Here is a 23533-nt window from a genome sequence, read left to right as displayed (position 1 = left end):
CGTGCCGGCAAGAACTAAAAAGCAGTTGAAGAAAAAAGCGATATCACACTTGCGGAAGCTTCAAAAACTGCCGAATCGAGTGATGAAGTACTTCAAGCATCCTAAAATTCACTATGCAGTATGTTCGGTTTTTTAATTGCCGGGTTGATATAAGGCTCCGTTATTGACATTGGATAGAAAGCTGATCGCATCTGCCTCAAATTTTAATGTTGAAACTCTGGAGGTTTAGAATGCAGGTTTTTACATATTCTGAAGCACGACAAAAACTTGCCATGCTTCTTGAGCAGGCAGAAAACACGGGAAAAGTACTAATCCGAAGGAAGGACGGCAGAACCTTTGCGCTGGTTCCGGAAAAAGTCGTTTCTTCCCCATTGGATGTGCCTTCAATTAAAGCAAAAATTACCACACAAGAAATAGTGGATATTATTCGGGAAGGAAGGGAGCGGTAGAAACTTGCCCTACACCCGGACAGAAACTCCGCAGCACTCCGTTTCTGCCGATGAAGGAATCTTTAAACTAATCTTTAACAGTGAGCGATCGTTCAATGAACATAACACCCTGAAATCACGATACCGCTTTTTGAAAAGTCCGAAAAAGGTAGTGCCACAGAATCGCGCTTTTATGCTTGATGCATGGTTTTCAAGCAGCTATCATGGGAGTGACGCTGAGAATGGAGGCTCCCATGTTTGCACGCATCAAAAAGTCCGGCAGATATCAATACCTGCAGATTGTCGAAAATCGCAAAGGGACCGGTAGGGTCAGACAACGCGTGATTGCCACATTGCGTCGTATGGACCATCTGCATGACAAGGGCCGGGTCGAGACCCTGATTCGTTCCCTGATGACAAGGGGCAGCCGATCTGCTGCGAGATGTGGCCCGGCAACACCACCGACGTCAAGACGCTGCTGCCGATTGTGGCGAGACTGCGAAACCGTTTCAACATCGGCCGTCTCTGCATTGTCGCCGATCGCGGGATGATCAGTGCGGATACCCTGAAGACGTTGGCGGATCCGGAAAATACCATCCCTTAACATCCTGGGCACCCGCATGCGTCGGGTCAGGACGATTCGGGAGGCCATACTCTCGCATCCGGGCAGATACCGGGAAGTCCGCTGGGCGGATGTCAAACAGGACCTGAAAGCACTGCAGCAGGTGACCATCGAAGAAGGCGATAGACGTCTCGCGATCCGGAGTAGAAGCAAGAGCGTTTGCGGCAAAATCTTCCAGGCGGTCGGCGTCGCCATGCCGCCGACGATCCGGGAGGTGTGAGCCTGTGCGGATAAACCCGTGCGGTAGTGCCAAGACCTTTTTTGACTGCAGTAATCCGTTGAAATAAAGGTGGAATCGAAAATCAAGTGTCAAAAATCAGCATGAACATTAGAGAGGCATTGAAAGAAGATTGGGAATCAATCTGGCCTATATTCCATGAAATTGTTAAAGCTGGCGAAACCTATGCATATGATCCCGCTACGACCATGGATCAGGCAGAGAAACTATGGATAGAGGCTCCACGTAAGAGCTTTGTATTCGAAGAGAGCGGTGAAATCCTGGGCACGTACTATTTGAAAACAAATCAAGCCGGGCCGGGAAGTCATGTTTGTAACTGTGGCTATATGGTTTCTTCGAAAACAAGAGGTCGGGGTATAGCAACAACCATGTGCGAACATTCGCAAAAAGTTGCATTAGAACTTGGTTACGCAGCAATGCAGTTCAATTTCGTAGCGTCAAGCAATGAAGGGGCGGTTCGTTTGTGGCGCAAGCTCGGGTTTGAGACGGTCGGCAGGCTCCCCAAAGCGTTTAATCACCCAGAAAAAGGGCTTGTAGATGCATTGGTCATGTATAAGTGGCTTCAAACATAACAATCGCATGTTGTCGGACTGGTTTCCGCTGCGCTCCAAACCAGCCGCAAATGCGGGCGTTAACCTATTGAAATGAAAACAAGGCCAACTTTATACGTATTCTCTGGTCTTCCAGGTGTTGGAAAATCGACGTTGGCTAAAATGCTGGCTAGCTATACAAACGCCACCTATTTAAGCATCGACACGATAGAACAAGCCTTAAGAGATTTATGTTCTTTAAATGTCCAAGGTGAAGGCTACCGATTATCTTACAGAGTAGCAAAAGACAATCTACAAATTGGTAATAGCGTAATTGCAGACTCCTGCAACCCAATTCAACTCACAAGGGATGAATGGCAAGAGGTTGCATGTTCAGCAGATGCAGCTTTCATGAACATCGAAATTATTTGCTCTAATCATAAAATTCATAAGCAAAGGGTTGAATCAAGATCCTCAAACATTCCAAACTTCGCTCTTCCAAGTTGGCAAGAAGTTGTAGACCGAGAATATCATGAATGGAAAGAAGATAGAGTAATTATAGATACAGCAAAAAAATCAATAGATAAAAGTTTTTTTGAACTAAATTATTATATTAATAACAGAAACATAGGTTAACCAGCCCAGGGGGGATTTCATGGCTGAAACAAACGCGATCCTAGGGTGGACACTTGTGTCCGAGTGTCCAATTTCGGGAGACGTGACCGATCTGCTCGTGTCGGGCGAGACAGCGATTGCCGCATACAAGACGTTTCGGGATGCTGCCATCTTCACGAACAAGCGGCTCATCGTCAGAGACCCTCAGGGATTCAACGGCAAGAAGGTGGAGATCTACTTAAGAAGAATATGACTCAGCTCTCCTTTACATACACCAATTCGCCCTACAAGGCGCAGCAACTTATCGAATTCAATGATCCAGGTTTGTTTACCGTCGAGTTGTATGATGTGGGCCTACTGGTTCTCGGCTTGATCGTCTTGATAGCGGTCATCCTGCCCCGGCTCGTCTCGGACCGGTTAATGGTTACTGCGCCCCTTGTCTACATGGCCACCGGCGCGCTCCTGTTTCTGTTGCCGTGGGCACCAACCCTGCCCGATTTGGTCGACGATGCATGGTGGCCAAAACGATTGACCGAGTTGGGGGTGATTATCGCGCTTACCTCGGCCGGACTGAAGATTAACCGCCCGTTCGCCCGCACGACCTGGACGGTCAGTTGGCGGCTACTCGCGGTTACGATGCCGCTGAGCATTGCCTTTGCTGCGTGGTTGGGATGGTGGCTAGCAGGATTGATGCCGGCGGCCGCGCTGCTGCTTGGCGCTGTAATCTCACCTACCGATCCGGTACTGGCCTCCGATGTGCAGACCACGGCGCCGGGACAGCCCGATGATTCCAGTACCCGACTTGCGCTGACCACAGAGGCCGGACTGAATGACGGACTGGCTTTCCCCTTCACCAACCTGGCGATTGCGGTGGCCTTGGTCGGACTGGCACCTTCGGAATGGTTACTCGGCTGGCTGATTATTGATGTCTTCTACAAAATCATCGTCGGCGTGCTGGTCGGTGCCGTCAGCGGCTGGCTGATGGCTCAGTTGTTCTTTAGGTTTCCGGCCACCCGAGGCCTGCCGAAGACCATGACGGGTATTGCGGTGCTTAGCCTTACGCTGGTCCCTTATGGTTTTGCCGAGCTGTTATCCAGCTACGGCTTCATCGCGGTATTCGTAGGCGCCTGCGTATTTCGTGACGTCGAGTGCAGCCATGAATACCATGCCGCACTTCACGAACTTTCCGAGGAATTCGAGCGTGTCTTTGTTGCGGTCTTGATGTATCTCCTAGGCGCCTATGCGGCCTCCGGCCTCTTGGGTCACATGACACTACCCATGTGGGGCCTTGTGGTATGTATCGTGTTCTTAGTTCGTCCGATTTCCGGGTTGATAGGACTCGTTGGCTCGGATCTTCCGCGTCGCAAGCGACTTGCGATCTCTTTCTTCGGCATTCGTGGCATAGGCTCGTTCTATTACCTAGCCTACGGAGTCTATCATGCGCACTTTCCAGAAGCCATGTCTGTCTGGGCGATAGTAATTGCCGTAGTAACCATCTCCGTGTTTGTACATGGAATCACGGCTCGGTCAGTGATGAATTGGGTCGCTACTGAACGTAACTGACGCACAGATTATGGTATGGCTGCCGAACAACCAGTTGCAGCGGACGGCGCTATCGCGCTGCCTCGATTTCTTGCCCCGGCAGTGGTCGCCGATCACCGCAATGCCCCAGTGAACGCTCTCGGTTACCTGCGCGTCATGTTCACGGTAGAGGACATTGACGATACGCTCGCCCGCCGCTCAACGCCAACGTTGGGCTCATATAGTAATCAGCTCGTAAACTATGATAATAGGTGCGCAAGCATCTTCTCAGGGGATCAAAAATGAAGACAAAAAAATAAACGTATCTGGTCTTGGTCGTCTCCCTTCCTTTTGTCATGCAGTGATTGCTGGGGATTTTATATATGTTTCAGGTACACTGGGAACTAAACCAGACTCAAAGGAGCTTGTAGAGGGTGGAACCAGGGCGGAAACCGCTCAGGCTCTTCAAAATATTGGCCTCATTTTAAAGGAATGCGGCGCTTCTTTTTCCGATCTTGTAAAAATCAGTGTTTTTCTGGCTGATATAAAGACTTTCCCGGAAATGAACGAGGCCTACCTTGAAGTGATGGGCAGTGATCCTCCCGCACGTATCACGGTTGGTGGAGCCGATTTAGCACGTGGAGCTGCAGTCGAGATTGATGCGGTTGCATACAAGCCAAACGCGATGTCAGACGGGATTACTGACACTCAATAAGGATGCATAATGAATTCTGGAAAACTTTATCGTCGGGCAGCGTTTACGGACAACCCCAAGGGTGGTAATCCCGCCGGCGTTTGGGTTGGTGAGACCTTGCCATCTGCAGATGTTATGCAGCGAATTGCGGCTGAAGTCGGTTACTCCGAAACTGCCTTTGTGGCGCCGACTTTCGGACAGAACCGAACGATTCGTTATTACAGTCCTGAGATGGAGGTGCCGTTTTGTGGTCACGCTACTATTGCTACAGGTGTAGTGCTCGGCGAGACTGAAGGGGACGGTACATATCGATTGACAACTGCTGTGGGGGAGGTCTCAATCACCGTTCATTCCCAAGGTGAGGTGCGTGAAGCCTCGTTGACTTCAGTGGAGCCAAGGTACACAGGTGCTTCCGATGTACTTGTCAACGAAGCGCTCTCCGCGCTTGGCTGGCAATCGAGTGATGTCGATGGCTCAATTCCTCCTGCCAGAGCTTACGCTGGGGCATGGCACTTGGTGTTGGCCATCAATGATCCGCATAGACTGGCCAGGTTAAATTATGACTTTGAGAGACTGAAGGCGCTTATGCTTCGAGAAGGACTTACTACGCTACAATTGGTGTGGCGAGAGAGTACGAATGTATTTCACTCTCGCAACCCATTTCCAGTAGGTGGGATTGTGGAAGACCCGGCCACGGGTGCGGCGGCAGCTGCGCTTGGCGGGTATCTCCGAGAAGCCGAACTCATTGCTGTGCCCGCCACCATTTTCATCCGTCAAGGGGAAGCGATGGGCCGTCCGAGTCGACTGACAGTCGAAATACCTGCTACAGGAGGAATTGTGGTAAGAGGTACTGCGGTTCCGATTGAGGCAGAGTAATGTCGAAGGAAGGTTGTGTAATCGAGTGCGGCGTCAATCCGTAATAACCGCCCAACAAATCGCTTCACTGGATTTTCACTCCGCTGCGCTTCGTGAAAACCAGTGAGCTCAACCGTTATCCAATCGAAATGAGTGCTATGCCGATGGTTGAGAATGATCTGAATGAATCGCGTTCTGCGCGAGATGAACGAGAAAGGAGGATCTTGACATTCCCCTTTTTTTGGCTGCTGCATCAATTTGCTTAAGGGTCATCTCTGGCACGGTAATATTGATCCTTACGGTGCGAGGTTTGGTATCCGGAATAGAAACTACCAGATAAGCGATGACATCAGCGTAGTCCGCATCAGCCATTATATCTTCGAGTTTGGATGGAGCCGGCATTTCATCGCCGTCTTCAATCATTCCTTTAACATGGAGTGCAAGCGCCTCTTGGGCTAAATCCTTGGCTTCGTCCACGGTTTGCCCAGCGGTAATACAACCCGGAAAATCTGGAAAAGATACGCCAAAGTCAGTTTTGGACGCTTTATGAACGACAGCTATATAATTTGCCATGATATTGCCTCACGTGAACTTAATTCCCGACTGGCGCTCGATACTCTTTAATGTGCCGATCGGTATATCCTTTTCAGGGTGTGGTACGGTTACGCGTCCCTTTTTTTGTGGATGCCGGAATTGTGTATGAGAGCCAACTTTGGCGATCTCATACCAGCCGTTCTGTTTGAGTATCTGAATGATTTTCCGGCTGTCCATAGTGTGTAACAATACACATTATATGGGGCCTTGTCAATTGTTTATGGAATCTGGATAACGTTGCCTTTCACTCGGACGGGAACTCCGCTGAGCTCCGTTCCCGCCGGTGAAGGCCACGTTATATGTGACAAAAACGGAGATCGCGCATGAGTAGATTGTTTGAAGAAAGCTCAATTAATCAGATGTCCTTGAAAAATAGATTTGTTCGGGCGGCTACATGGGAAGGACTGGCAACCGAAAAAGGTGAAGCCACCCCTGAATTGATGGAAATGATGGCATCGCTCGCCAAGGGAGGTGTCGGCTTGATTATAACAAGCCATTCTTATGTTTCGCAGGAAGGGCAGGGGACTCCCTGGCAGCTTGGCGTTTATGATGACAAACTCATTCCGAAACTGGAAGCGATGGCTTCAGCCGTTCATGAAAACAGCGGCAAAATTGTTATGCAACTTGCGCATGCCGGCCTGTATGCCGAGGTGGCGTTAACAGGTCGGCCGGCATTAGCCGTGTCGGATCCTGCCGGTTTTCCGGAAGGAAACATCAAGACCATAACACCCGTTGAAATCCAGCGCCTTGTTTCATCGTACGCACAAGCGGCAAAAAGGGCCCAGGTGGCCGGTTTTGATGGTCTTGAAATCCATTCCGGGCATGGCTATTTACTAAGCCAGTTTCTCTCCCCTGCCTACAATAAGCGACAGGACGAATACGGCGGGGCGATAGAGAACAGGGTCAGAATTCATCTGCAAATATATCAGGCCATAAGAGAAGTTGTCGGAACAGATTATCCCATAATGGTAAAGATGAATGGTTCGGACTTTATTGAGAACGGACTAACCAGAGAAGATTCATTGAAGGCCGCCAAACTCTTTGCCGATGCAGGCTTCGATGCCATTGAAGTCAGTGGCGGCATCATCAGAACCGGTAAGCTTTCGCCAAGCAGACCCGGTATTACGACAGAAGATAAGGAAGCCTACTTCGAAGAATATGCAACACACTTCAAAAGCAATATAAAAACACCGTTGATCCTGGTTGGCGGTTTGCGATCTTTCACGATCGCCGACAGAATAGTTGCCGAAGGGATTGCCGATTACATTTCCATGAGCAGGCCGTTTATTCGGGAGCCTGATTTGATCAACCGTTGGAAAAACGGCGATCTGCGTAAAGCCGAATGTAAATCCGACAACTTGTGCTTCACCCCGGGCTTTGAAGGCCACGGGGTGTATTGCGTCACAAGGGAACTGGAAAAAAATAAAATTTCCGGACAGCATACAACCAGTCGCTTCAGTTGACCGCCAAAGGGTAGCGGCGGAACTGAGCTTTAAGTCATGCTCGATATACCACACTTGACAAAACGTACGTAATGACGTACCGTTAAGGGGCCATCAACTGTAAACAAATGAGGTGTATTATGCCCACTTTAACGGCAACCGAAGCGAGATCGAAGCTTTACCGTCTTATCGACGAGGCATCGTCTTCGCATGAACCGATTGTCATAACCGGCAAGCGAGGAAGTGCCGTTCTTATTTCAGAGGATGACTGGCGCTCTATACAGGAAACGCTCTACTTGCTGAATATCCCGGGCATGCGCGAGTCGATACGGGAAGGGCTGGCAACGCCCATCGAAGAGTGCACTGACGACATCGAATGGTAATGTGGCGGGTCGTTTTCACGAAACAGGCTCGAAAAGACGCTAAAAAATTATCCTTCGCGGGTTTGCGCCAAAAAGCCGAGACACTTCTTGATATCCTGCGAGAAAATCCCTACCAGACCCCTCCTCCTTTTGAAAAGCTCATCGGCGATTTGGCGGGCGCGTATGCACGTCGAATCAACATACAACACCGGCTGATCTATCAAATCATCGATGAAGCCAATGTTGTGAAAGTGCTACGAATGTGGACCCATTATGAATAGAATGGCATAAGATAGGCGTTGAGCAGACGCCGAGGAAGATGTACCCAAATATTTTATCACAGTCTGCACGTAGAACAGGGAATGCATATTCGGAGAGATCCCCGTAGGGGCGGACGGCTGTCCGCCCGCTGAAACGATAGATGTCCTGACCATCAAATTATACCGGCCCTGCGGATTCCGGGCCGACGGCGTTTCAGAATCAAACCGGTGTTCAACCCAGCGGGTTCGGTTACCCTTGGCGTTGGGGCTATCGGAATCTGGGGATAGATCATGCGGCATTCAAGGGTCGGATTTGAGACAATTCTTTACTGTAGCGTTTTTCCGAATCCCAAAGGTCCCACGAATGCTGGGCATTCAGCCAGAATTCCGGTGAATTGCTGAAAAGTCGAGATAATCTTAGCGCCATAGCCGGACTGATAGCACGTCGTTCTCTCAAAATTTCATTAATTGTTTGGCGTGACACGCCTAATGCGTTTGCCATGGAAGCCGTGTTCAGATCATAGTCCGGCATGAAATCCTCTCTAAGCATTTCACCGGGATGAGTCGGCTTAATTTCACGCTTTGTCGTATTGGGTATAGCCATTGCTCTTATCCTTAATGGTAATCGGTAACCTCAACATCGTAGGCATCGCCTTCAATGAAACGGAAACATATTCGCCACTGGTCATTTATCGATATTGAGTGTTGCCCTTTCCTGTCGCCTTTAAGCGCATGGAGCCTGTTGCTGCGTGGCACCAAAAGGTCTTTTATGTCATTTGCAAAGTGAATAAATTCTAAACGTCTTATTGCCCTTCGTAATAAATCGGATGGTAAGCGTTTCGATTTGCCGGAAACAAATAATTGCTGGGTTTCTTTATCGGCAAATGTTTTTATCATGAACCTACTGTAAACAATCACGTGACGGATGTCAACTGCGTAAAACATAGAAAGATTAAAGTGGGTTGCCCCAACAACATCGTGTTGGTCGACTCGCTTTTCTCACCGCAGACGCGGAGCGTTATGCTCGAAACTGCCAATTCAGCGGCGCTATAAACAAAAGAGAGAAGAAGAGTAGATGTCGATATCGCATAAGAAGTGCGCGGTGTTTGATGACGTAAAGGGCGCGCCGTAAAGTTTTGCGTTGGCCCCACAGCGTAAGGGTTGACAAGCTGCGCTTTGAATGTACATTCAGGTATATATTTAAGGAAGTTCTGATATGGCTTAAGATTCGGCCTGCGCCGTTTAGGGGAGAATGTTTTGCTGTTACGTACCTGGTGGCTCGTGACGCTCCTGCTTGCCGCACTTGGGCTCATCATGGGCGGTGCTCACGTGCTCGAGCTGCCTGTTCGGATGCAATATGAGGCTCGGTTCTACATGCAGGTCACAAGTACGCTTTACCGGTACTTTGGTCTTGTAGGTGGGCCGATTCAGATCTTCGCCTTTTTCGCCGCTGTCTCACTCGCGGGGCTTCTGCGCCGCCGGGCGGCGGTCCGTTCAACGGTTTTGGGGGCAGGATGCCTTGGTCTATCCCTCGTTATCTGGTTCCTGCTCGTCCAGCCGGTAAATGTCGCCTGGGCCGAGGCGCTTCGAGCGGGTGGCGGCAATGCGATAGAGATATATCCAGAACTGCGTAGCCGCTGGGAATATGGGCATGTCGCCGCCTTCATCGCCTGGTTTCTCGGATTCACCCTGCTGATATTCGGGGTATTGCAGGAGGTCGAGTCTTCATCCACCGGCACCTGAAACGCACATGGCGTTGTAGGGGTGTGCTCAACAAGACCGGGGACAGCGACGGCTTTTTCGTTTCGGCTTCGCCTTCCCTGCAAAGCCTCGCGTGCCGGCGGGGTTAATGGTGACGAGAGCCAGCTGCTTTATCCTACGATCACTACACCTACCTTAATTCTCTGGGGGCGGGAGGATAGTTGGATACCGCCGGAACGAGGAGAGGCGCTTCACGGCATGATTCCGAAGTCGATTCTCCGCATAATTGAGGATGCGGGCCATCTCGTCATTGAAGAGAAGCCTTATGAAAAGGAGGGGATTCTCATGAACAGACCATTCAAGTATACCCGGCTTTCGAAGGACGACGCGGCCTGCCTGCTGATCGATCATCAGTCGGGTCTGATCTCTCTGGTACAGGACTTCTCGCCGGGTGAGTTCAAGAACAACGTTCTTGCTCTGGCGGCCGGTGTCAAGTATTTCAAGCTGCCCACGATCCTGACGACAAGCTTCGAGAATGGACCGAATGGACCTCTGGTGCCGGAACTCAGGGAGCTGTTCGCCGACGCGCCGTATATCGCACGTCCCGGGCAGATCAATGCCTGGGACAACGAGGAGTTTGTCGATGCGGTGCAAAAGACCGGCCGGAAGCAGTTGATCATCGCCGGGGTGGTCACCGAGGTGTGCGTGGCGTTCCCGGCGCTCTCAGCCGTCGAGGCTGGATACGACGTTTTTGTGGTGACCGATGCCTCCGGAACGTTCAATGAGGTTACAAGGCACGCCGCATGGGCACGCATGGCCGCAGCAGGTGTTCAGATCATGAGTTGGTTCGGCGTGGCGTGCGAGTTGCACCGGGATTGGCGAAACGACATCGAAGGTCTCGGCGCACTCTTCTCCGAGTATATTCCGAACTACCGGAACCTGATTACGAGCTACACGGTCAGGAAGTAGCGGCGGTTTCGACCCGGAGGCCATGAAGCGATTCAGAGCGTTTGCAGCAACGGCATCCAAAGGACAGCGCCGCGCGCCGATGTTGGCGGCGACCGCTCTGCATCTCTATTTCGGGGCCATGCGACAAACCCTCGCAAGCAGAAGGAGGTCAATCATGTTCAAACGTAACACGCTCTGGATGGTGCTTGCCGCTATCGCCCTTGTGACAGGAGGGGTGTGCACGGCGTTCGCGCAAGGTGAATCATCGCAAAAGCAGCAATCGCTCTACGAGCGACTGGGTGGTCTCGCACCGATTTCGGTCGTTGTCAGCGACTTTATCGATGCGCTCATGCCGGATGCCTTCCTCAATGCGAATCCCGCTATCGATGCCGCGAGAAAACGTGTGCCGGCGCCGTATCTCAAGTATCACGTGACGGCCATGGTGTGCCAGGCTGCCGGCGGCCCTTGTCAATACCATGGCCGCGGGATGAAGGCGTCTCACGCCCACCTGAACATCACGGAACGGGAGTGGGAGCGTATGGTGACCATTTTCAAAGAAGTGCTCGCGAAGCATCGCGTTCCGGCGAAGGAGACTCAGGAGCTGCTCGACATCGTTCGTTCGACGAAGGCTGATATCGTGGCGTCCCAGGGCGGCAGGTGAAGGTAACGGCAGCTGAACCCATAAGGTTTGGCTTTGATCAGGATGCAGCTCATTGAAGGTAAAACGTCTCGGGATTTGCTCAGCGAGAATAGGGCGCCAGTTAAAAAATTTCGGGTCGTCATTTGCGGGCTCGCGGCGATTTCGCAGGAATATCAGGCAATGACCGATCATGTCATTGCAGAGTATACCGAGTTGCAGAACGGGCATGAGCGCGTTGAGCCGGAAACGGGCGATCCGCCCCCAGAACACTATGCACTGCACTATCTCCCAAGCTGCCGGGGCATAACGGGCCGCTTTGCGAAACGCCCTTGCTTTTGGTTGATGTTTATGTCTATATCTCGCGATATCGGCAGGATTCATCCATAGGGAACTTTCACCCCCCCCCCTCCATAAGTTACGCCTATGCCGGGTGTATACCTGTCCGTGCACCGGATTGCGATTTCGATGCCGATGCGTGGCAACCGGTGATCGGCAGCGTTATTCACCAAAGGAAATACCGGTATGAAACGATGTGATTGGGCTGATTCGAACCTTCCGCAAATTGAATACCATCACTCCCCATAACCGAAATCGGCCGATAGATGGTACGTACTGTCAACCGGCGGTCGGCGGCCCCGTCCCTTCGCCGCTAAGCCGGAGCATTGGGCATGATCATCAACAATAAAAGGGAGAATAGCATGAAAAAGTATGGCGCCGAGTTTTTTGGAACATTCTGGCTGGTTCTTGGCGGATGCGGCAGCGCGGTTTTAGCTGCTGCGTTCCCGGATGTCGGCATTGGTCTGCTTGGCGTGTCACTGGCATTCGGTTTGACCGTGCTCACCATGGCCTTCGCTATCGGGCACATTTCCGGCTGTCATCTCAACCCGGCGGTTTCTTTTGGTCTCTGGGCCGGGGGCCGCTTCCCGGCAAAAGAACTCTTGCCCTACATTGTCGCGCAGGTCCTGGGCGGGGTTGCGGCAGGTGGTGTTCTGTATCTGATCGCTTCCGGTAAGGCAGGCTTTGATGTGTCCGCCGGCTTTGCCTCAAACGGCTACGGTGCCCACTCGCCCGGCGGGTATGGTTTGCCGGCTGCCCTGATCACTGAAGTGGTCATGACCATGATGTTTCTTCTGGTCATTATGGGCGCCACCGACATTCGGGCACCACAGGGGTTCGCACCGATTGCAATTGGTTTGTGCCTGACGCTCATCCATTTGATCAGCATCCCGGTTACAAACACCTCGGTCAATCCTGCCCGCAGCACGGGTGTTGCGCTGTTTGCAGGCGATTGGGCGATCTCACAGCTTTGGCTGTTCTGGGTGGCCCCGATCATCGGCGGTATGCTGGGAGCGGCGATCTATCGGTTTATCGGCAGCGAAAAAAGCTGACAGGTGTTTGTCCATCCCCTGGCTGATGTGAGGTGAATGGAAAGGGCTTTGCATGTTTGTAACGTTGAGTCTTGCCACGTTTCTGCTCGTCCTTGTGACGCTGTTGCCCCTGTGGCGCCATCCGCACTGGATCATTCGAGGGATGGACTTCCCGCGCATGCAGTTTTCGGTTGCGGCAATAGTCCTGTTATCGGCGCAATCAATTTTTCTGGATTTTGGGAGCACGGGCGCGTGGATGCTGATTGTTCCAACGCTCTTTTGCCTCGCCTGGCAGTTCTGGTGGATTGCACCCTACACGCGCTTATGGCCGCACGAGGTTCAGGCGGCGGAGGAAAACCGTTTTGAACGGCATCTCAGCATTATGACGGCCAACGTGCTGACCCCCAATCGTAATGCCGAGGCGCTTCTTGCGCTGGTCAGAGAGCGCAGCCCCGACGTTCTGGTTACGCTGGAGTCTGATCAATGGTGGCAGGACCGACTGGACACCCTGCAGCCTGAAATGCCGCATACCATAAAGTGCCCGCTGGATAACCTCTACGGCATGCACGTGTATTCACGCCTGCCCCTCGATGAGGCGGAGACCCGATTTCTGGTCGAGGATGACGTTCCGTCAATGCATGCCCTGTTGAGACTGCGTAACGGCGCCGGCGTCCGGATTCATTTTCTGCATCCGGCGCCGCCGAGCCCTACGGAGAATGCCGAATCCGGAGAGCGGGATGCCGAGCTGCTGATCGTCGCCCGCAGCATTACCGACAGCGCGCAGCCGGTCATCGTCACCGGTGATCTCAACGACGTCGCCTGGTCGGCGACAACACGACTTTTTCGCAAGATCAGCGGTCTGTTGGATCCGCGAGTAGGTCGAGGCATGTTCAACACATTTCATGCGGATTATCCCTTTCTTCGCTGGCCGCTGGACCACCTTTTCCACAGCCGGCATTTCACGCTGCGTTCCATTGAACGCCTGCCGCCGATCGGGTCGGATCACTTCCCGCTGCTCGCATCACTTTCGTACACGCCAATGGAAGGGATCGCTCAGAACGGCTTGGAAGCCGACAGCGATGACCACTCGTGGGCAGAATCCATCATTAAGGAACAGAACGTGAGTCCCGCGGATGTTCCCCAACCCGGCGAGTGAGTCTGCTTTTCAGCTTCTGACCCATGCGTGAACCAAACTCAGGGACGGCATTACGGGAACTGTCGAGGCAGGGGGGCCTTTCAAGGCAACTTCAATCGGATAGACAAAGACATCGTTTGGCACCGTCAATCCACCGGTGCAACGCACGGTCGGCACCGGTGGATGTAACGTGCCGTTTCAAAAAAGAGGGCGTTCGGCAATTTTTTCCCGCCGTATCCCTCGGTTTACTCAGATCCGGTCGATCCTGACAGCGCAGGCCTTGTACTCGGCTGTCAGGGTGAAGGGATCGAAAGCCGGATTGGTCAGCCAGTTGGCACAGGTCTCCCGGAAATGGAAGGCCATCCAGACCATGCCCGGCGGCACCTCCTGGGTCACCCTGGCCCGAACCGCTATCTCGCCCCGGCGGGAGCTGACCTTGATCATTTCACCGTGTTTTATGCCCAGGGTCCGTGCATCCGAAAGAGAGATATCGGCGCTTTCTTCACCCAGGATGTCGTTGAGGCCCTCGCACCGCCCCGTCTGGGTGCGGGTATGGTAGTGGCTGAGCCTCCGGCCGGTGCTCAACACCAGTGGGTATTCCGAATCCGGCACCTCGGCGGGCGGTGTCCAGTCCGCCGGCGTGAAAATACCCAGACCGCACGTGAACTGGCCATCCCGGTGGAGAAAGCAGGTTCCGGGATGCGCTTCATCCGGACAGGGCCACTGAAGTCCATCTCCCTCGAGGCGGGCGTACTTGATGCCGCAGAGCTGGGGCGCCAGTACCGACACCTCGTTGTCCCAGATCTCCTGGGCGCTGTTCGACTCCCAGTGATGGCCCATGCGCCGGGCGATCTCCCGGAAAATCCACCAGTTGGGCCTGGCCTGACCCGGCGGTTCACTGGCCGTCCGGACCCGGCTGACCCGGCGTTCACTGTTGGTGAAGGTTCCGTCGTTTTCGCTCCATGCCGCAGCCGGCAGGACGACGTGGGCAAAACGGGTGGTCTCGGTGGGGAAGATGTCCTGGCAAACCAGGAATTCAGCGGAGGCCAGTTCGTGCTCCACCTTCCGGATATCGGGCTCGGTGTTGGCCAGATTTTCGCCGAAGATATAAAACCCGCGGATCCGGCCGTCGACAAGTCCCTCCATCATCTGGGGGATCATGAGGCCGTTATTCTCCGGCAGACTTGCAACCCCCCAGGACTCGGCGACCTTTTTTCGGGCCTCGGCGTCGGTCACCTTCTGGTATCCTGGAAAGACGTTGGGCAATGCCCCCATGTCACAGGCGCCCTGGACGTTGTTCTGACCCCGAAGGGGATTCACGCCGCCGCACTCCATGCCCATATTGCCGAGGAGCATCTGGAGATTCGCCATGGTGACGACATTGTTTCTGCCGCAGGTATGTTCGGTGATGCCAAGGGTGTAGCAGAGCATGAGCGGCTTGACCGATGCCAGAATGCGGGCGGTTTCCCGGATCTTTTCCGCGGGGATGCCGCAGATGTCCGCCGCTTTCTCCGGCGGATATTTCGCCACCGTCTCCTTGAGCAGGTCGAAATCGACCGTGCACGAGTTTACGAATGATTTGTCGTAGAGGTCCTCTTCGATAAGCACCTGCATCAGGCTGTTGGTAAAGGCGATGTCGCTCCCCACCCGGATCGGCAGGTGCAGATCGGCGAAATCCGCCAGCTTGTGTCGACGGGGATCCACCAGGATGAGTTTCGCTCCGTTCATGACGGCATTCTTCAGGAACGTCGCGGCCACGGGGTGAGCCTCGGTCATGTTGGAACCGACAACCAGGAACATTTCAGCCCGTGAAAATTCGTCGAAAGAGTTGGTCATGGCACCTGACCCGAATGTTGCCGCCAGACCGGCGACAGTGGGGGCGTGTCAGGTACGGGCGCAGTGATCAATGTTATTGGTCTTGAACACTGCGCGAAAAAGTTTCTGCATCTGATAGGAATCTTCATTGATGCTCCGGGCACAGCTGACGCCGGCCAGTGCATCCGGCCCGCTCTCGGCAATGATCTGCTTGAATTTGTCGGCTACCAGGTTCAGCGCCTCGTCCCAGGAGGCTGGCCTGAAATCCCCTTTTTCATCCCGGATGAGCGGGGTTTTGAGCCGTTCTTCCGAGTAGATGAAATCGTACCCGAACCGTCCCTTGACGCAGAGGCGGCCCTTGTTAGGCGCCCCATCCTCGACCCCCGTCACCTTGACGATCTTGCCGTCCTGGACATGGAGCCATTGCTGGCACCCTACGCCGCAGTATGGACAGGTGGTGCGGATCTTTTTCGCTTTCCAGGGACGCCAGACATACCGGGATTTCTTTTCCACCAGGGCGCCCACGGGACAGGCTTGGACGCATTCACCGCAGAATACGCATTCGGAGTCGATAAGGGCTTTGTCCTCGGCGGCGACGATCTTGCTGTCATAGCCCCGGTAGCCGTGACTGATGGCCCGGTTGACCTGGACCTCGTTGCAGGCCTGAACGCAACGGCCGCAGAGGATGCACCGGGAAAAATCCCTCACGATCAAAGGGTTCTTCAACTCCGTTGGGTATTTACCCGGATTGGGCGTGAAACGGCTTCCCCGGACCTGATACTGGAACGCCAGTTCCTGGAGTTTGCAGTCTCCCCAGACCGGACAGAGATCACCGGTACCGTCCATGTTCTGGACACCGAGCTGGAATCCGGTCCAATCGTCATCGGCCACGCCGCCGGGAGCGGCGCAGTTGTGGTTTCCCGAGGCCAGCAACAGTTCAAGGACCATGCGCCGGGCTTTGATGACCCGGGGGGATTCCGTTTTGACGTCCATGCCGCGAGCCGCGGGGGTGGCGCAGGAAGGCATCAGAGACCGGGCGCCTTTCACCTCCACCACGCAGATACGGCACGCGCCTGTGGGCGTGGTACCTTTCAGGTGACACAGCGTGGGAATGCGGACGCCGTTCGCCTCGGCGACCTCGAGAATGGTCTGCCCCGGCGTGAATGTCACCTCGTTGCCGTTAAGAAAGAATGCGTTTTCCGACATCGTTACCTCTGTCTTTCAATCGGGTGGATAATATCCGACCGGCGGTAAAACCCGCTTTCGTGGGATGGACAGCGGCGGGGATACGTTCCGTCGGGGGTTGAAACATCTTTATAGGTTTGTTTAGGTTCCTTTGTGTCGTTAAAACAGATCAAACAGACCTTTAATGACTACATGGGCCTATTAACACACCCAAATGCATTGTGTCAAGATTGACATAATGGTCTGATGGGTTTCGTCTTGCCTGAAGGAGTGGATGCATGATAACGTGTTGAATATTATGACTGAAGAAAAGAAAACGTTTTACATCCGTTCAAAGGTCTGGATCGAGGACGAAGACGGAAATGTGGTTTTCGGATTGGGTCGCATGAGAATCCTCGAAGCCATTGAGCGTCTGGGCTCCATCAATGCCGCCGCCAAGGCGCTCAAGATGGGTTATCGGGCGATCTGGGGAAGGATCACGGCCTCGGAGGAGCGCCTGGGAAAAGCACTCCTGGTCCGGAATATCGGCGGGTCGTCCGGTGGTGGATCGCAACTCACCCCCTATGCGAAATCCCTCATGGAAAAATTTCGTAACCTTCACCGCACCGTAGAGATCGAATCGGATGCCCTGTTCGAAAACGTGGCCGTCTCAGGGATATCGCCTGAACATCCGATTGAAAAAACGTGACCTTGACGCTTTCGGTATGCGTGATTTTTGTGCGCCGAATGGTTACAGGGTATGAACGGCCGAAGCATCGAAGGCAAGATATACTTCTTTGCCTTCTTTGATGGATAGCTCAAACAGCAGGCGCTTGGTCATCAGAGACTTGAAGGTCAACGCCCCGACGGCGGTGTGAATCTCGTAAGAGAACCCTTGGTCAACAATCCCCATCACGGTTCCTTTGTAACAGTTCTTCCCGCCGGAGGACTCCGGCGCATTCAGGCTTACGGCAACATCTTCGGGCCGTAACGCTATGTATCGACTGTCTTGGGCGGGCTTTTTCGCCAACGTCACCTCCACCGATTTCGCAAAGGCTTTTGTATCGACAAAATTTGCGCGGAACAGATTTTTCATTCCGACAAAATCCGCAACAAATCGAGAGACAGGTCTTTGAAATATCTCCTCGACCCTGCCGACCTGCTCGATTCTGCCCCGACTCATCACTGCGGCGCGATTGCCCAGAGACAGGGCATCGACAAAGTCATGGGTCACCATCATGAAGGTGGTTGGAGAAGCGGTGTGAAGTTTTTTCAGCGTATTTCTGATCTCTTCACGAAAATGGGGATCCAGTGCAGAGAGGGGCTCATCGAGAAGCAGAACACCGGGATTGACCATCAGGGCTCGCGCCAGGGCCGTCCTCTGGCGTTCTCCTCCGCTCAAGTTGAGGGGTAATCGATGTTGAAGATGGGTGAGATCGAGGGTGTCCAGAAGATAGTCCAGGCGGTTTTCCAGCGCCTTCTTTTGACGTTTGGCATACCGATGGCCATAGGTGATGTTTTTCTCCACCGTCAGATGGGGGAAAAGGGCATAGTCCTGATATACAATCCCGACGAACCGTTTTTCTGGGGGTAGACGGGTGACATCTTTTTCGTTGAGGATGATTTTCCCGCTCTTCACGGGAACGAGACCCGCGATGGCTTCGAGAAGCAGCGTTTTGCCGGCGCCTGTGGGTCCCATGAGGACGAAAAATTCATTGGCCCCTATTTCAAGATCGATGCCGCTGAGTCTGAAATCTCCGAGTGCGATGTGAAGATTCTGGATGGCAATCAAGCTTCACGTCCGGACCGCAGGGTGACCACCCGCAGCATCAGAAACAGGATAAGGCAGACGCAGACCAGCCATACCGCCACCGGCTGGGAATATTTGAGCCCGTAACCCTCGAAGCGTTCATATATCATTACCGGCGCCGTCATGGGATGGTAGGCGACAACCACGACGGCGCCGAATTCACTGATGGCACGGGCGGAGCACATGATAACACCCGCGATCATGCTCCGCCACGCCAGGGGGAAGGTGATCCGGAAGAACGTACTTGCCATCGATGCCCCAAGGCTTCGGGATACCTTCTCCAGTCGGGGTGGTATGCTCTCAAAACCGTCTTTTGCGGCGTTGATGTAAAAGGGCATGCCAACGAATGTCAGAACGATAACGATTCCCGTGACACTCCCCATGATGCGGATGCCCAGCTCCGACAGGAGATGTCCCAGCCAATGATTTTTTCCCGCAACACTGAGGATGGCGATTCCCACGACCGGGTGGGGAATGACAATGGGCAAATCGATAATGCCTTCCACGAGTCTTTTTCCGCGAAAACTGTGCCGGGCGAGCAGATAGGCAAGCGGGGTTCCGAAGAAGAACGATATGAGACCGGCCAGACCGGCGGTGTAGATGCTGAGCCATATCGACCGCAATACATCCCTTGATCCGGCCGTTTCGAGGAGCAATGCCAAAGAAGGTGCCTTGACCATCTCCATGAGCGGCAGCAGAATGAACACCATCACCGCAAACCCGCAGGTGATGGTGATCCATAAGAAAGGTTCCTTTCCCGGCATTGTCGGAACAGGCTTCCGTCAGAGTTTGACTTCCACCAGCGGCTGCAGTCGCTTCGGAAGTTGATCCTGCATCGTTTGTGTTGGCACTCTGCCGGGGACAAACGGCGGTTGACCCATCTCCTTGAGGATCTTGAGCCCCCCTTCCGGATTCAGCAGATATTCCAGGAAGGCGATCGCCGCTTCCGCGTTCGGAGCGTTCTTGATGATGCAGGTCCCATATGTAACGGATTCTCCCTTGATGTTCATGAACTGACCCGGTTCCTTGCCCGTGACCTTGACGACCGCTTGCTGGTAAAGATGGTCATAACGGTAGTTTCCAAGGTTTATCTCGTCGGGAAGAGCGATATAGTTCAACTCATGCTGTACCGCCACGGAAAGGTATTCCCATGCATAATCCATGTTGCCCGTCTGGAGAAGGGAGATGAGTTCGACCGATTTCGGACGGATATTTTCTTTGGGTCGGTTGGCGATCATCTTCTCGTAAAGTCCATCCACCTGGTAGTGTTTTTCGGCGAGCTGGAGTACCATGAGGGATCGATACCCGCAAGGATCGAGGTCGGGATCTGAATGGCCCCATACGACATCCTTTTTAAGAAGGATATCGTACCAGTTTTCGGCATTGATATCGTTGGCGTATCTGCTTTTGTCCGTATAGCAGAGCACAATCTGGTTGGTGGCAAAACGGATATTCATATCGGCGTACTCGGGGATGAGCAGTTTGTCGATGACCTTATAATCCGCCGAGACGATGATGTCGCAGGGTTTCTTGAGGTCCGTCACCTTTCTCGCACATTGTTGACTCCCGCCGGCTTCGCGCAGCACGTCAACCTTCGGGTATTTCGCCTCGAAAGCCTTTTCCATTGTTTCAAAAGGAAGCGCAAGGCTTCCGGCATGAAATATGACCAGATTTCCCGATGGTTCGGCGAAGCCGTTACACAGGGACCACGGTAGAATGGAAAGCGCTGCAAAGACCAGGATAGTGATCGTTGCTGTTTTTTTCATGCTCGAACCTCCTTATTGGCCTTTAGATGTTAAATCGGAATGTCAATCCGCCACCTTGACCGGTTTTCGGATTCTTTTCACGTTTCAAGGGGCATGCATCATGAAACAGCATCATTTTAATCTATATATCATTATCACGGGAAAAGAATAGATGTCAATATTGGTTGATATCAGGGCATTTTCATGATTTTTTGTTTAAAAAATTTTTTTATTGCCCCAATATTCCTATGCCACCCATCGTCGATATGTTGGTGGTCTGCAAAAAATCAGCCCGAGAGATCATGGTGAGAACGCGAGGAGCGACAGATCCCCCGGCATCAAGGGATCTTCGGGAAGAATCTCAATAGGTATTGTTTCTGTTCGAATACGTGATATACAGTTTGAATTTACCTCTATATTGAACTATACTAACTCACTTTTCGGTGTTTTAAGCACGCCAGGTTGAACGTTAAAAGAGATGACTCGACTTTCGACTTTCATCGGCCGGTGCCGGTCACCATCATGAAAGTCGAAACTTAAAAAGATTATTGAAATTTAAAAGGTCGTATGAATGAAAGCATATTTCGGTTTTGATGACACGGATACCCACAATTCCCTTTATGGGACGGGCAAGCTCGTCAGATGGTTTCAGCAAAAGCTTTCCGTTGAATCTCAATGCATCGGCGTCGTGCGCCAACAGCTTCTTGTGTGCGACGCCATTCCGTACACGTCCCATAACAGTGCGGCATGTATGATCGTGGAAATACCCGACCTGTCGATGTTGGATCAGATGATCGCCGATGCCGTTTCCCATATCGAAAGTCACGCCGCTTTGGGGAGTGATCCCGGCTTGTGTGTGGCGGCAGAATGTGATTCGAATCTGGAAAATATCGTTGAATACGGCCGTTCTTGCACCCATACGATATCCACCCAGAAACAGGCGCTTCAGACTGCAAAGAATATCCATCTCTCGGGTCACGGCGGAACCCATGATGGTATTATCGGTGCGGTTGCGGCGGTGGGGCTGACCCTTTCGGGGTGGTCGGGGCGGTTCATCGAGCTGAGAAATCTGCGTGACTGGCCTGCGCAGGCAACCGTATCCGAATTGAAAGACAGCGGCATTGAAACCCTGTCGATTGACCGGGATGCAAAAGTTCCTGTCCCCAGTGACATTGTCATCACTAACGGTTGGCTGCGTCCGCGGCTGATCGGTCATCGACCTGTGCTTCTCGTCAGACCTCAAGGGCAGTCCATTTGGACAAATATCGACGGAAAGCGCATCAAAAACGGTCATTCAACGATGAAAAACAAACCGTTGACGCAGACCGAAACGGTCAAATCCGCTTAGTGCTAATCTCTTCATACATTTCGACAAACCGCAAAAGCTTTTGAGCTTGATTTTTCATATAATCAATCCAGAAGCTTAAGATTTCGACACCTTCGGATGTGAGCTGGTAAACCCTTTTGGCCGGACCGGCTCCATCCGTTTCCCATTCCGAAAACACCAGCCCGTTTTCTTCCAGTTCCCTCAAATGACGATAAATCATTCCAGGGGCCACCTGACCTTCTATAAAACCGAACACGGAAATTTTCTGAATCAGTTCGTATCCGTATGACGGCTTGATTTTCAGGGACAGCAATATAGAGGCCTGTATATACCGTTCCGTCTTTTTCGAACCCAAATGAACAGATGTATTTTGTTTTCTTGACATAGGTATTTTAAGGATATATTAATTTTTTAGAACATATAATCTTTTATCAGCCGGGAGGGTGTCATGGCAACAAAAATATTTGTGCGCGAAAGACGAAAAATCGAAAAGGGTGAAAAAAAACCAAGATTTCGAGTCGTTGGCGTCAGTGGTTCGGATGTCAAGGTTTATGTCAGCCACATCCGCAAAACTGAACTTGATCAAATCAGCAGGGAGACCGGTGCTGACATCATTTATCTGCAGGGCGGCCAGGGGCAGAAAACCGGTGAAGGCCGGCAGGACTGAAATTTGGCAAATGGAGAAATGTGTAAATGATTCTGGGCATCCGGTTGTCCGGGATGCCCAGAATCAGGGAACTGCGCAGATGATGTGACCGATGTTGTCTGTCGTTTCTAATCTTTGTAAATGATGGTGCCGACGTGTTTTCCCTCAAGCGCATCCAGTATATATTCAGGATGCCTCAATGCATCGATGATCTGTAGTTCCTTCAAACATTTGGATCGCTGAAGCAGGCTCAGGACAGGCCGTTCGACGATGAGGTCGTCCAGATCCAGCGCCATGAGTTCCCGGGCGGATATCCGTTTGAAGAATTCAAGGGTTCCGCGTTCGGACTCGTTGATCTTTTTCGGGTCTTTATCGAACAAGCCCTTTTCATCCTTGAGAAATATCAGGGAACGCGCACCGATATTTTCAGCCAGAAGAAATGCGCCGCAGTCGGTCCGGTGTGGTGGAATCGAGCCAAATTCTGCCGGGTGTTCAAAAAAGCCGTAAGGCGGGATGCCGTAGGTGATCGGTATGTAGCCCAATCGGCAAAACATCGTCAATTGTTCCAGATTGTCTCCATGGCCGATCTTGACGCCGCCGTGCTTTGCCAGCAGAACCGACAGCATTTCCGCGTTTTGCCAGGAAACCTTATCCCCCAGTTTGGACAGCACCCCGGTCGGCATGCCCAGGTCGACACCAATATTATAGACATGCCGCGCCCGGGTTCCCCCGCCGGTCATCAACAGTATCTTGTGGTTGTCCTTGGCTTTTATCAGGACGTCCAAAATGGGGAGCAACGCCGTCCGGCCGCGGTCCATGATGCTCTGCCCGCCGATTTTGATGACGTTGATATCCGGGTGCATGCGGAAGTATTCCGCAGCTTCGGTGCGTTCAAGCAGTTTCTTGCTGACCAGGGACTCTCCCATCAACGGCGAATCGATGTGAAGCCTGCCCTTGTCCGGTTCCTCTTTTATCAATTTAGCCACGTTTATCTGCTTTCATAACGGTTAAAATAGATTGCGTTGAAGCTGATTTGAAAAACGATATCATGATCCCGATAAAAGGTCTACGGTC

The 23533-nt window shown here is 52.5% G+C and carries 29 protein-coding genes and 2 pseudogenes; 21 read left to right on the top strand and 10 right to left on the bottom strand.

Translation table 11 applies throughout. The features are described 5' to 3' along the window. The first annotated feature begins 230 nt into the window (after positions 1-230). The 8 genes and pseudogenes from AB7S84_RS06855 (at position 231) to AB7S84_RS06820 (ending at position 5524) form a co-directional block, all read left to right on the top strand. Entirely contained in the window at positions 231-449 is a 219-nt protein-coding gene (locus AB7S84_RS06855) for a type II toxin-antitoxin system Phd/YefM family antitoxin (protein ID WP_020875550.1), read from the top strand. Between the two features lie 391 nt (positions 450-840). After that, positions 841-1270, top strand: a pseudogene (locus tag AB7S84_RS06850) (hypothetical protein); the annotation flags it as partial. Positions 1271-1356: 86 nt separating this feature from the next. Continuing rightward, a complete protein-coding gene (locus AB7S84_RS06845; protein WP_234979112.1) occupies positions 1357-1860 on the top strand; it encodes a GNAT family N-acetyltransferase in 504 nt (167 codons plus the stop codon). A 72-nt stretch (positions 1861-1932) separates the two neighbouring features. Continuing rightward, on the top strand, positions 1933-2454 hold the full coding sequence (locus AB7S84_RS06840) for an AAA family ATPase (protein WP_020875553.1): 522 nt from the start codon (positions 1933-1935) through the stop codon (positions 2452-2454). A gap of 19 nt (positions 2455-2473) precedes the next feature. Beyond that, the gene (locus AB7S84_RS06835) at positions 2474-2686 is read left to right on the top strand and encodes a PH domain-containing protein (protein WP_020875554.1); all 213 of its coding nucleotides are present in this window, start codon (positions 2474-2476) and stop codon (positions 2684-2686) included. Then, positions 2683-3996: a cation:proton antiporter gene (locus AB7S84_RS06830; protein ID WP_020875555.1), complete on the top strand. Its 1314-nt coding sequence runs from the start codon at positions 2683-2685 to the stop codon at positions 3994-3996. Before AB7S84_RS06835 ends, AB7S84_RS06830 begins: the two co-directional genes overlap by 4 nt. 220 nt (positions 3997-4216) lie before the next feature. Then, the gene (locus AB7S84_RS06825) at positions 4217-4669 is read left to right on the top strand and encodes a RidA family protein (RefSeq protein WP_078081234.1); all 453 of its coding nucleotides are present in this window, start codon (positions 4217-4219) and stop codon (positions 4667-4669) included. Between the two features lie 9 nt (positions 4670-4678). After that, entirely contained in the window at positions 4679-5524 is an 846-nt protein-coding gene (locus AB7S84_RS06820; RefSeq protein ID WP_020875556.1) for a PhzF family phenazine biosynthesis protein, read from the top strand. Positions 5525-5659: 135 nt separating this feature from the next. Here the strand turns inward: AB7S84_RS06820 and AB7S84_RS06815 are convergent, their stop codons facing one another. Beyond that, entirely contained in the window at positions 5660-6076 is a 417-nt protein-coding gene (locus AB7S84_RS06815; RefSeq protein WP_020875557.1) for a type II toxin-antitoxin system HicB family antitoxin, read from the bottom strand. A gap of 9 nt (positions 6077-6085) precedes the next feature. After that, on the bottom strand, positions 6086-6274 hold the full coding sequence (locus AB7S84_RS06810) for a type II toxin-antitoxin system HicA family toxin (protein ID WP_078081235.1): 189 nt from the start codon (positions 6272-6274) through the stop codon (positions 6086-6088). Between the two features lie 146 nt (positions 6275-6420). Here AB7S84_RS06810 and AB7S84_RS06805 point away from each other — a divergent pair, with 146 nt between their 5' ends. From AB7S84_RS06805 to AB7S84_RS06795, 3 genes are all read left to right on the top strand, one after another. Beyond that, a complete protein-coding gene (locus AB7S84_RS06805; RefSeq protein WP_428153578.1) occupies positions 6421-7560 on the top strand; it encodes an NADH:flavin oxidoreductase in 1140 nt (379 codons plus the stop codon). Positions 7561-7679: 119 nt separating this feature from the next. After that, a complete protein-coding gene (locus AB7S84_RS06800; RefSeq protein ID WP_020875559.1) occupies positions 7680-7922 on the top strand; it encodes a type II toxin-antitoxin system Phd/YefM family antitoxin in 243 nt (80 codons plus the stop codon). Further along, on the top strand, positions 7922-8182 hold the full coding sequence (locus AB7S84_RS06795; RefSeq protein WP_020875560.1) for a Txe/YoeB family addiction module toxin: 261 nt from the start codon (positions 7922-7924) through the stop codon (positions 8180-8182). The genes AB7S84_RS06800 and AB7S84_RS06795 overlap by 1 nt, the downstream gene beginning before the upstream one ends. A 268-nt stretch (positions 8183-8450) precedes the next feature. Here AB7S84_RS06795 and AB7S84_RS06790 read toward each other — a convergent pair whose 3' ends face one another. Both AB7S84_RS06790 and AB7S84_RS06785 read right to left on the bottom strand, forming a co-directional pair. Next, positions 8451-8765, bottom strand: a complete 315-nt coding sequence (locus AB7S84_RS06790) for a HigA family addiction module antitoxin (protein WP_020875561.1) — start codon at positions 8763-8765, stop codon at positions 8451-8453. Between the two features lie 11 nt (positions 8766-8776). Further along, the gene (locus AB7S84_RS06785; RefSeq protein ID WP_078081377.1) at positions 8777-9058 is read right to left on the bottom strand and encodes a type II toxin-antitoxin system RelE/ParE family toxin; all 282 of its coding nucleotides are present in this window, start codon (positions 9056-9058) and stop codon (positions 8777-8779) included. Between the two features lie 360 nt (positions 9059-9418). Here AB7S84_RS06785 and AB7S84_RS06780 point away from each other — a divergent pair, with 360 nt between their 5' ends. From AB7S84_RS06780 to AB7S84_RS06750, 7 genes and pseudogenes are all read left to right on the top strand, one after another. Beyond that, a complete protein-coding gene (locus AB7S84_RS06780; RefSeq protein WP_020875562.1) occupies positions 9419-9904 on the top strand; it encodes a DUF1772 domain-containing protein in 486 nt (161 codons plus the stop codon). A 21-nt stretch (positions 9905-9925) separates the two neighbouring features. Further along, positions 9926-10174, top strand: a pseudogene (locus AB7S84_RS06775) (alpha/beta fold hydrolase); the annotation flags it as partial. A 33-nt stretch (positions 10175-10207) separates the two neighbouring features. Further along, entirely contained in the window at positions 10208-10831 is a 624-nt protein-coding gene (ycaC, locus tag AB7S84_RS06770; protein ID WP_040414325.1) for an isochorismate family cysteine hydrolase YcaC, read from the top strand. 154 nt (positions 10832-10985) lie between these two features. Next, a complete protein-coding gene (locus tag AB7S84_RS06765) occupies positions 10986-11471 on the top strand; it encodes a group I truncated hemoglobin (protein ID WP_020875564.1) in 486 nt (161 codons plus the stop codon). A gap of 42 nt (positions 11472-11513) precedes the next feature. Beyond that, entirely contained in the window at positions 11514-11837 is a 324-nt protein-coding gene (locus tag AB7S84_RS06760) for a hypothetical protein (protein WP_428153573.1), read from the top strand. Between the two features lie 281 nt (positions 11838-12118). Continuing rightward, entirely contained in the window at positions 12119-12838 is a 720-nt protein-coding gene (aqpZ, locus tag AB7S84_RS06755) for an aquaporin Z (protein WP_020875565.1), read from the top strand. Between the two features lie 52 nt (positions 12839-12890). Next, entirely contained in the window at positions 12891-13973 is a 1083-nt protein-coding gene (locus AB7S84_RS06750) for an endonuclease/exonuclease/phosphatase family protein (protein WP_020875566.1), read from the top strand. A 228-nt stretch (positions 13974-14201) separates the two neighbouring features. Here AB7S84_RS06750 and fdhF read toward each other — a convergent pair whose 3' ends face one another. Next, a complete protein-coding gene (gene fdhF, locus AB7S84_RS06745; protein WP_078081236.1) occupies positions 14202-16973 on the bottom strand; it encodes a formate dehydrogenase subunit alpha in 2772 nt (923 codons plus the stop codon). Positions 16974-17226: 253 nt separating this feature from the next. On the opposite strand from fdhF, the gene AB7S84_RS06740 reads away from it, so the two are divergent. Beyond that, on the top strand, positions 17227-17640 hold the full coding sequence (locus tag AB7S84_RS06740; RefSeq protein ID WP_020875569.1) for a winged helix-turn-helix domain-containing protein: 414 nt from the start codon (positions 17227-17229) through the stop codon (positions 17638-17640). A gap of 42 nt (positions 17641-17682) precedes the next feature. Here the strand turns inward: AB7S84_RS06740 and AB7S84_RS06735 are convergent, their stop codons facing one another. From AB7S84_RS06735 to wtpA, 3 genes are read right to left on the bottom strand one after another with little or no spacing between them, the layout of a single operon-like run. Beyond that, positions 17683-18723 (bottom strand): ABC transporter ATP-binding protein, encoded by a 1041-nt coding sequence (locus AB7S84_RS06735; RefSeq protein WP_020875570.1) that lies wholly within the window; start codon positions 18721-18723, stop codon positions 17683-17685. After that, on the bottom strand, positions 18720-19505 hold the full coding sequence (locus AB7S84_RS06730) for an ABC transporter permease (RefSeq protein ID WP_020875571.1): 786 nt from the start codon (positions 19503-19505) through the stop codon (positions 18720-18722). Before AB7S84_RS06730 ends, AB7S84_RS06735 begins: the two co-directional genes overlap by 4 nt. An 18-nt stretch (positions 19506-19523) precedes the next feature. Next, positions 19524-20507 (bottom strand): tungstate ABC transporter substrate-binding protein WtpA, encoded by a 984-nt coding sequence (gene wtpA / locus AB7S84_RS06725; RefSeq protein ID WP_020875572.1) that lies wholly within the window; start codon positions 20505-20507, stop codon positions 19524-19526. Positions 20508-21057: 550 nt separating this feature from the next. On the opposite strand from wtpA, the gene AB7S84_RS06720 reads away from it, so the two are divergent. After that, the gene (locus AB7S84_RS06720) at positions 21058-21834 is read left to right on the top strand and encodes a hypothetical protein (RefSeq protein WP_020875573.1); all 777 of its coding nucleotides are present in this window, start codon (positions 21058-21060) and stop codon (positions 21832-21834) included. Here the strand turns inward: AB7S84_RS06720 and AB7S84_RS06715 are convergent. Further along, a complete protein-coding gene (locus AB7S84_RS06715) occupies positions 21821-22126 on the bottom strand; it encodes a helix-turn-helix transcriptional regulator (protein ID WP_428153566.1) in 306 nt (101 codons plus the stop codon). The two genes, AB7S84_RS06720 and AB7S84_RS06715, sit on opposite strands and share 14 nt — an antisense overlap. Before the next feature lie 135 nt (positions 22127-22261). Here AB7S84_RS06715 and AB7S84_RS06710 point away from each other — a divergent pair, with 135 nt between their 5' ends. After that, positions 22262-22480 carry a hypothetical protein gene (locus tag AB7S84_RS06710; protein WP_020875575.1) on the top strand — a complete coding sequence of 73 codons (219 nt, stop codon included), beginning with the start codon at positions 22262-22264 and terminating at the stop codon, positions 22478-22480. Between the two features lie 107 nt (positions 22481-22587). Here the strand turns inward: AB7S84_RS06710 and AB7S84_RS06705 are convergent, their stop codons facing one another. After that, a complete protein-coding gene (locus AB7S84_RS06705) occupies positions 22588-23445 on the bottom strand; it encodes an aspartate/glutamate/uridylate kinase (protein ID WP_020875576.1) in 858 nt (285 codons plus the stop codon). Between the last annotated feature and the right edge of the window lie 88 nt (positions 23446-23533).

This window comes from Desulfococcus sp. (genome assembly GCF_050178255.1).
Lineage (GTDB): Bacteria > Desulfobacterota > Desulfobacteria > Desulfobacterales > Desulfococcaceae > Desulfococcus > Desulfococcus multivorans.
This window is presented reverse-complemented; position numbering and strand designations above follow the sequence as displayed.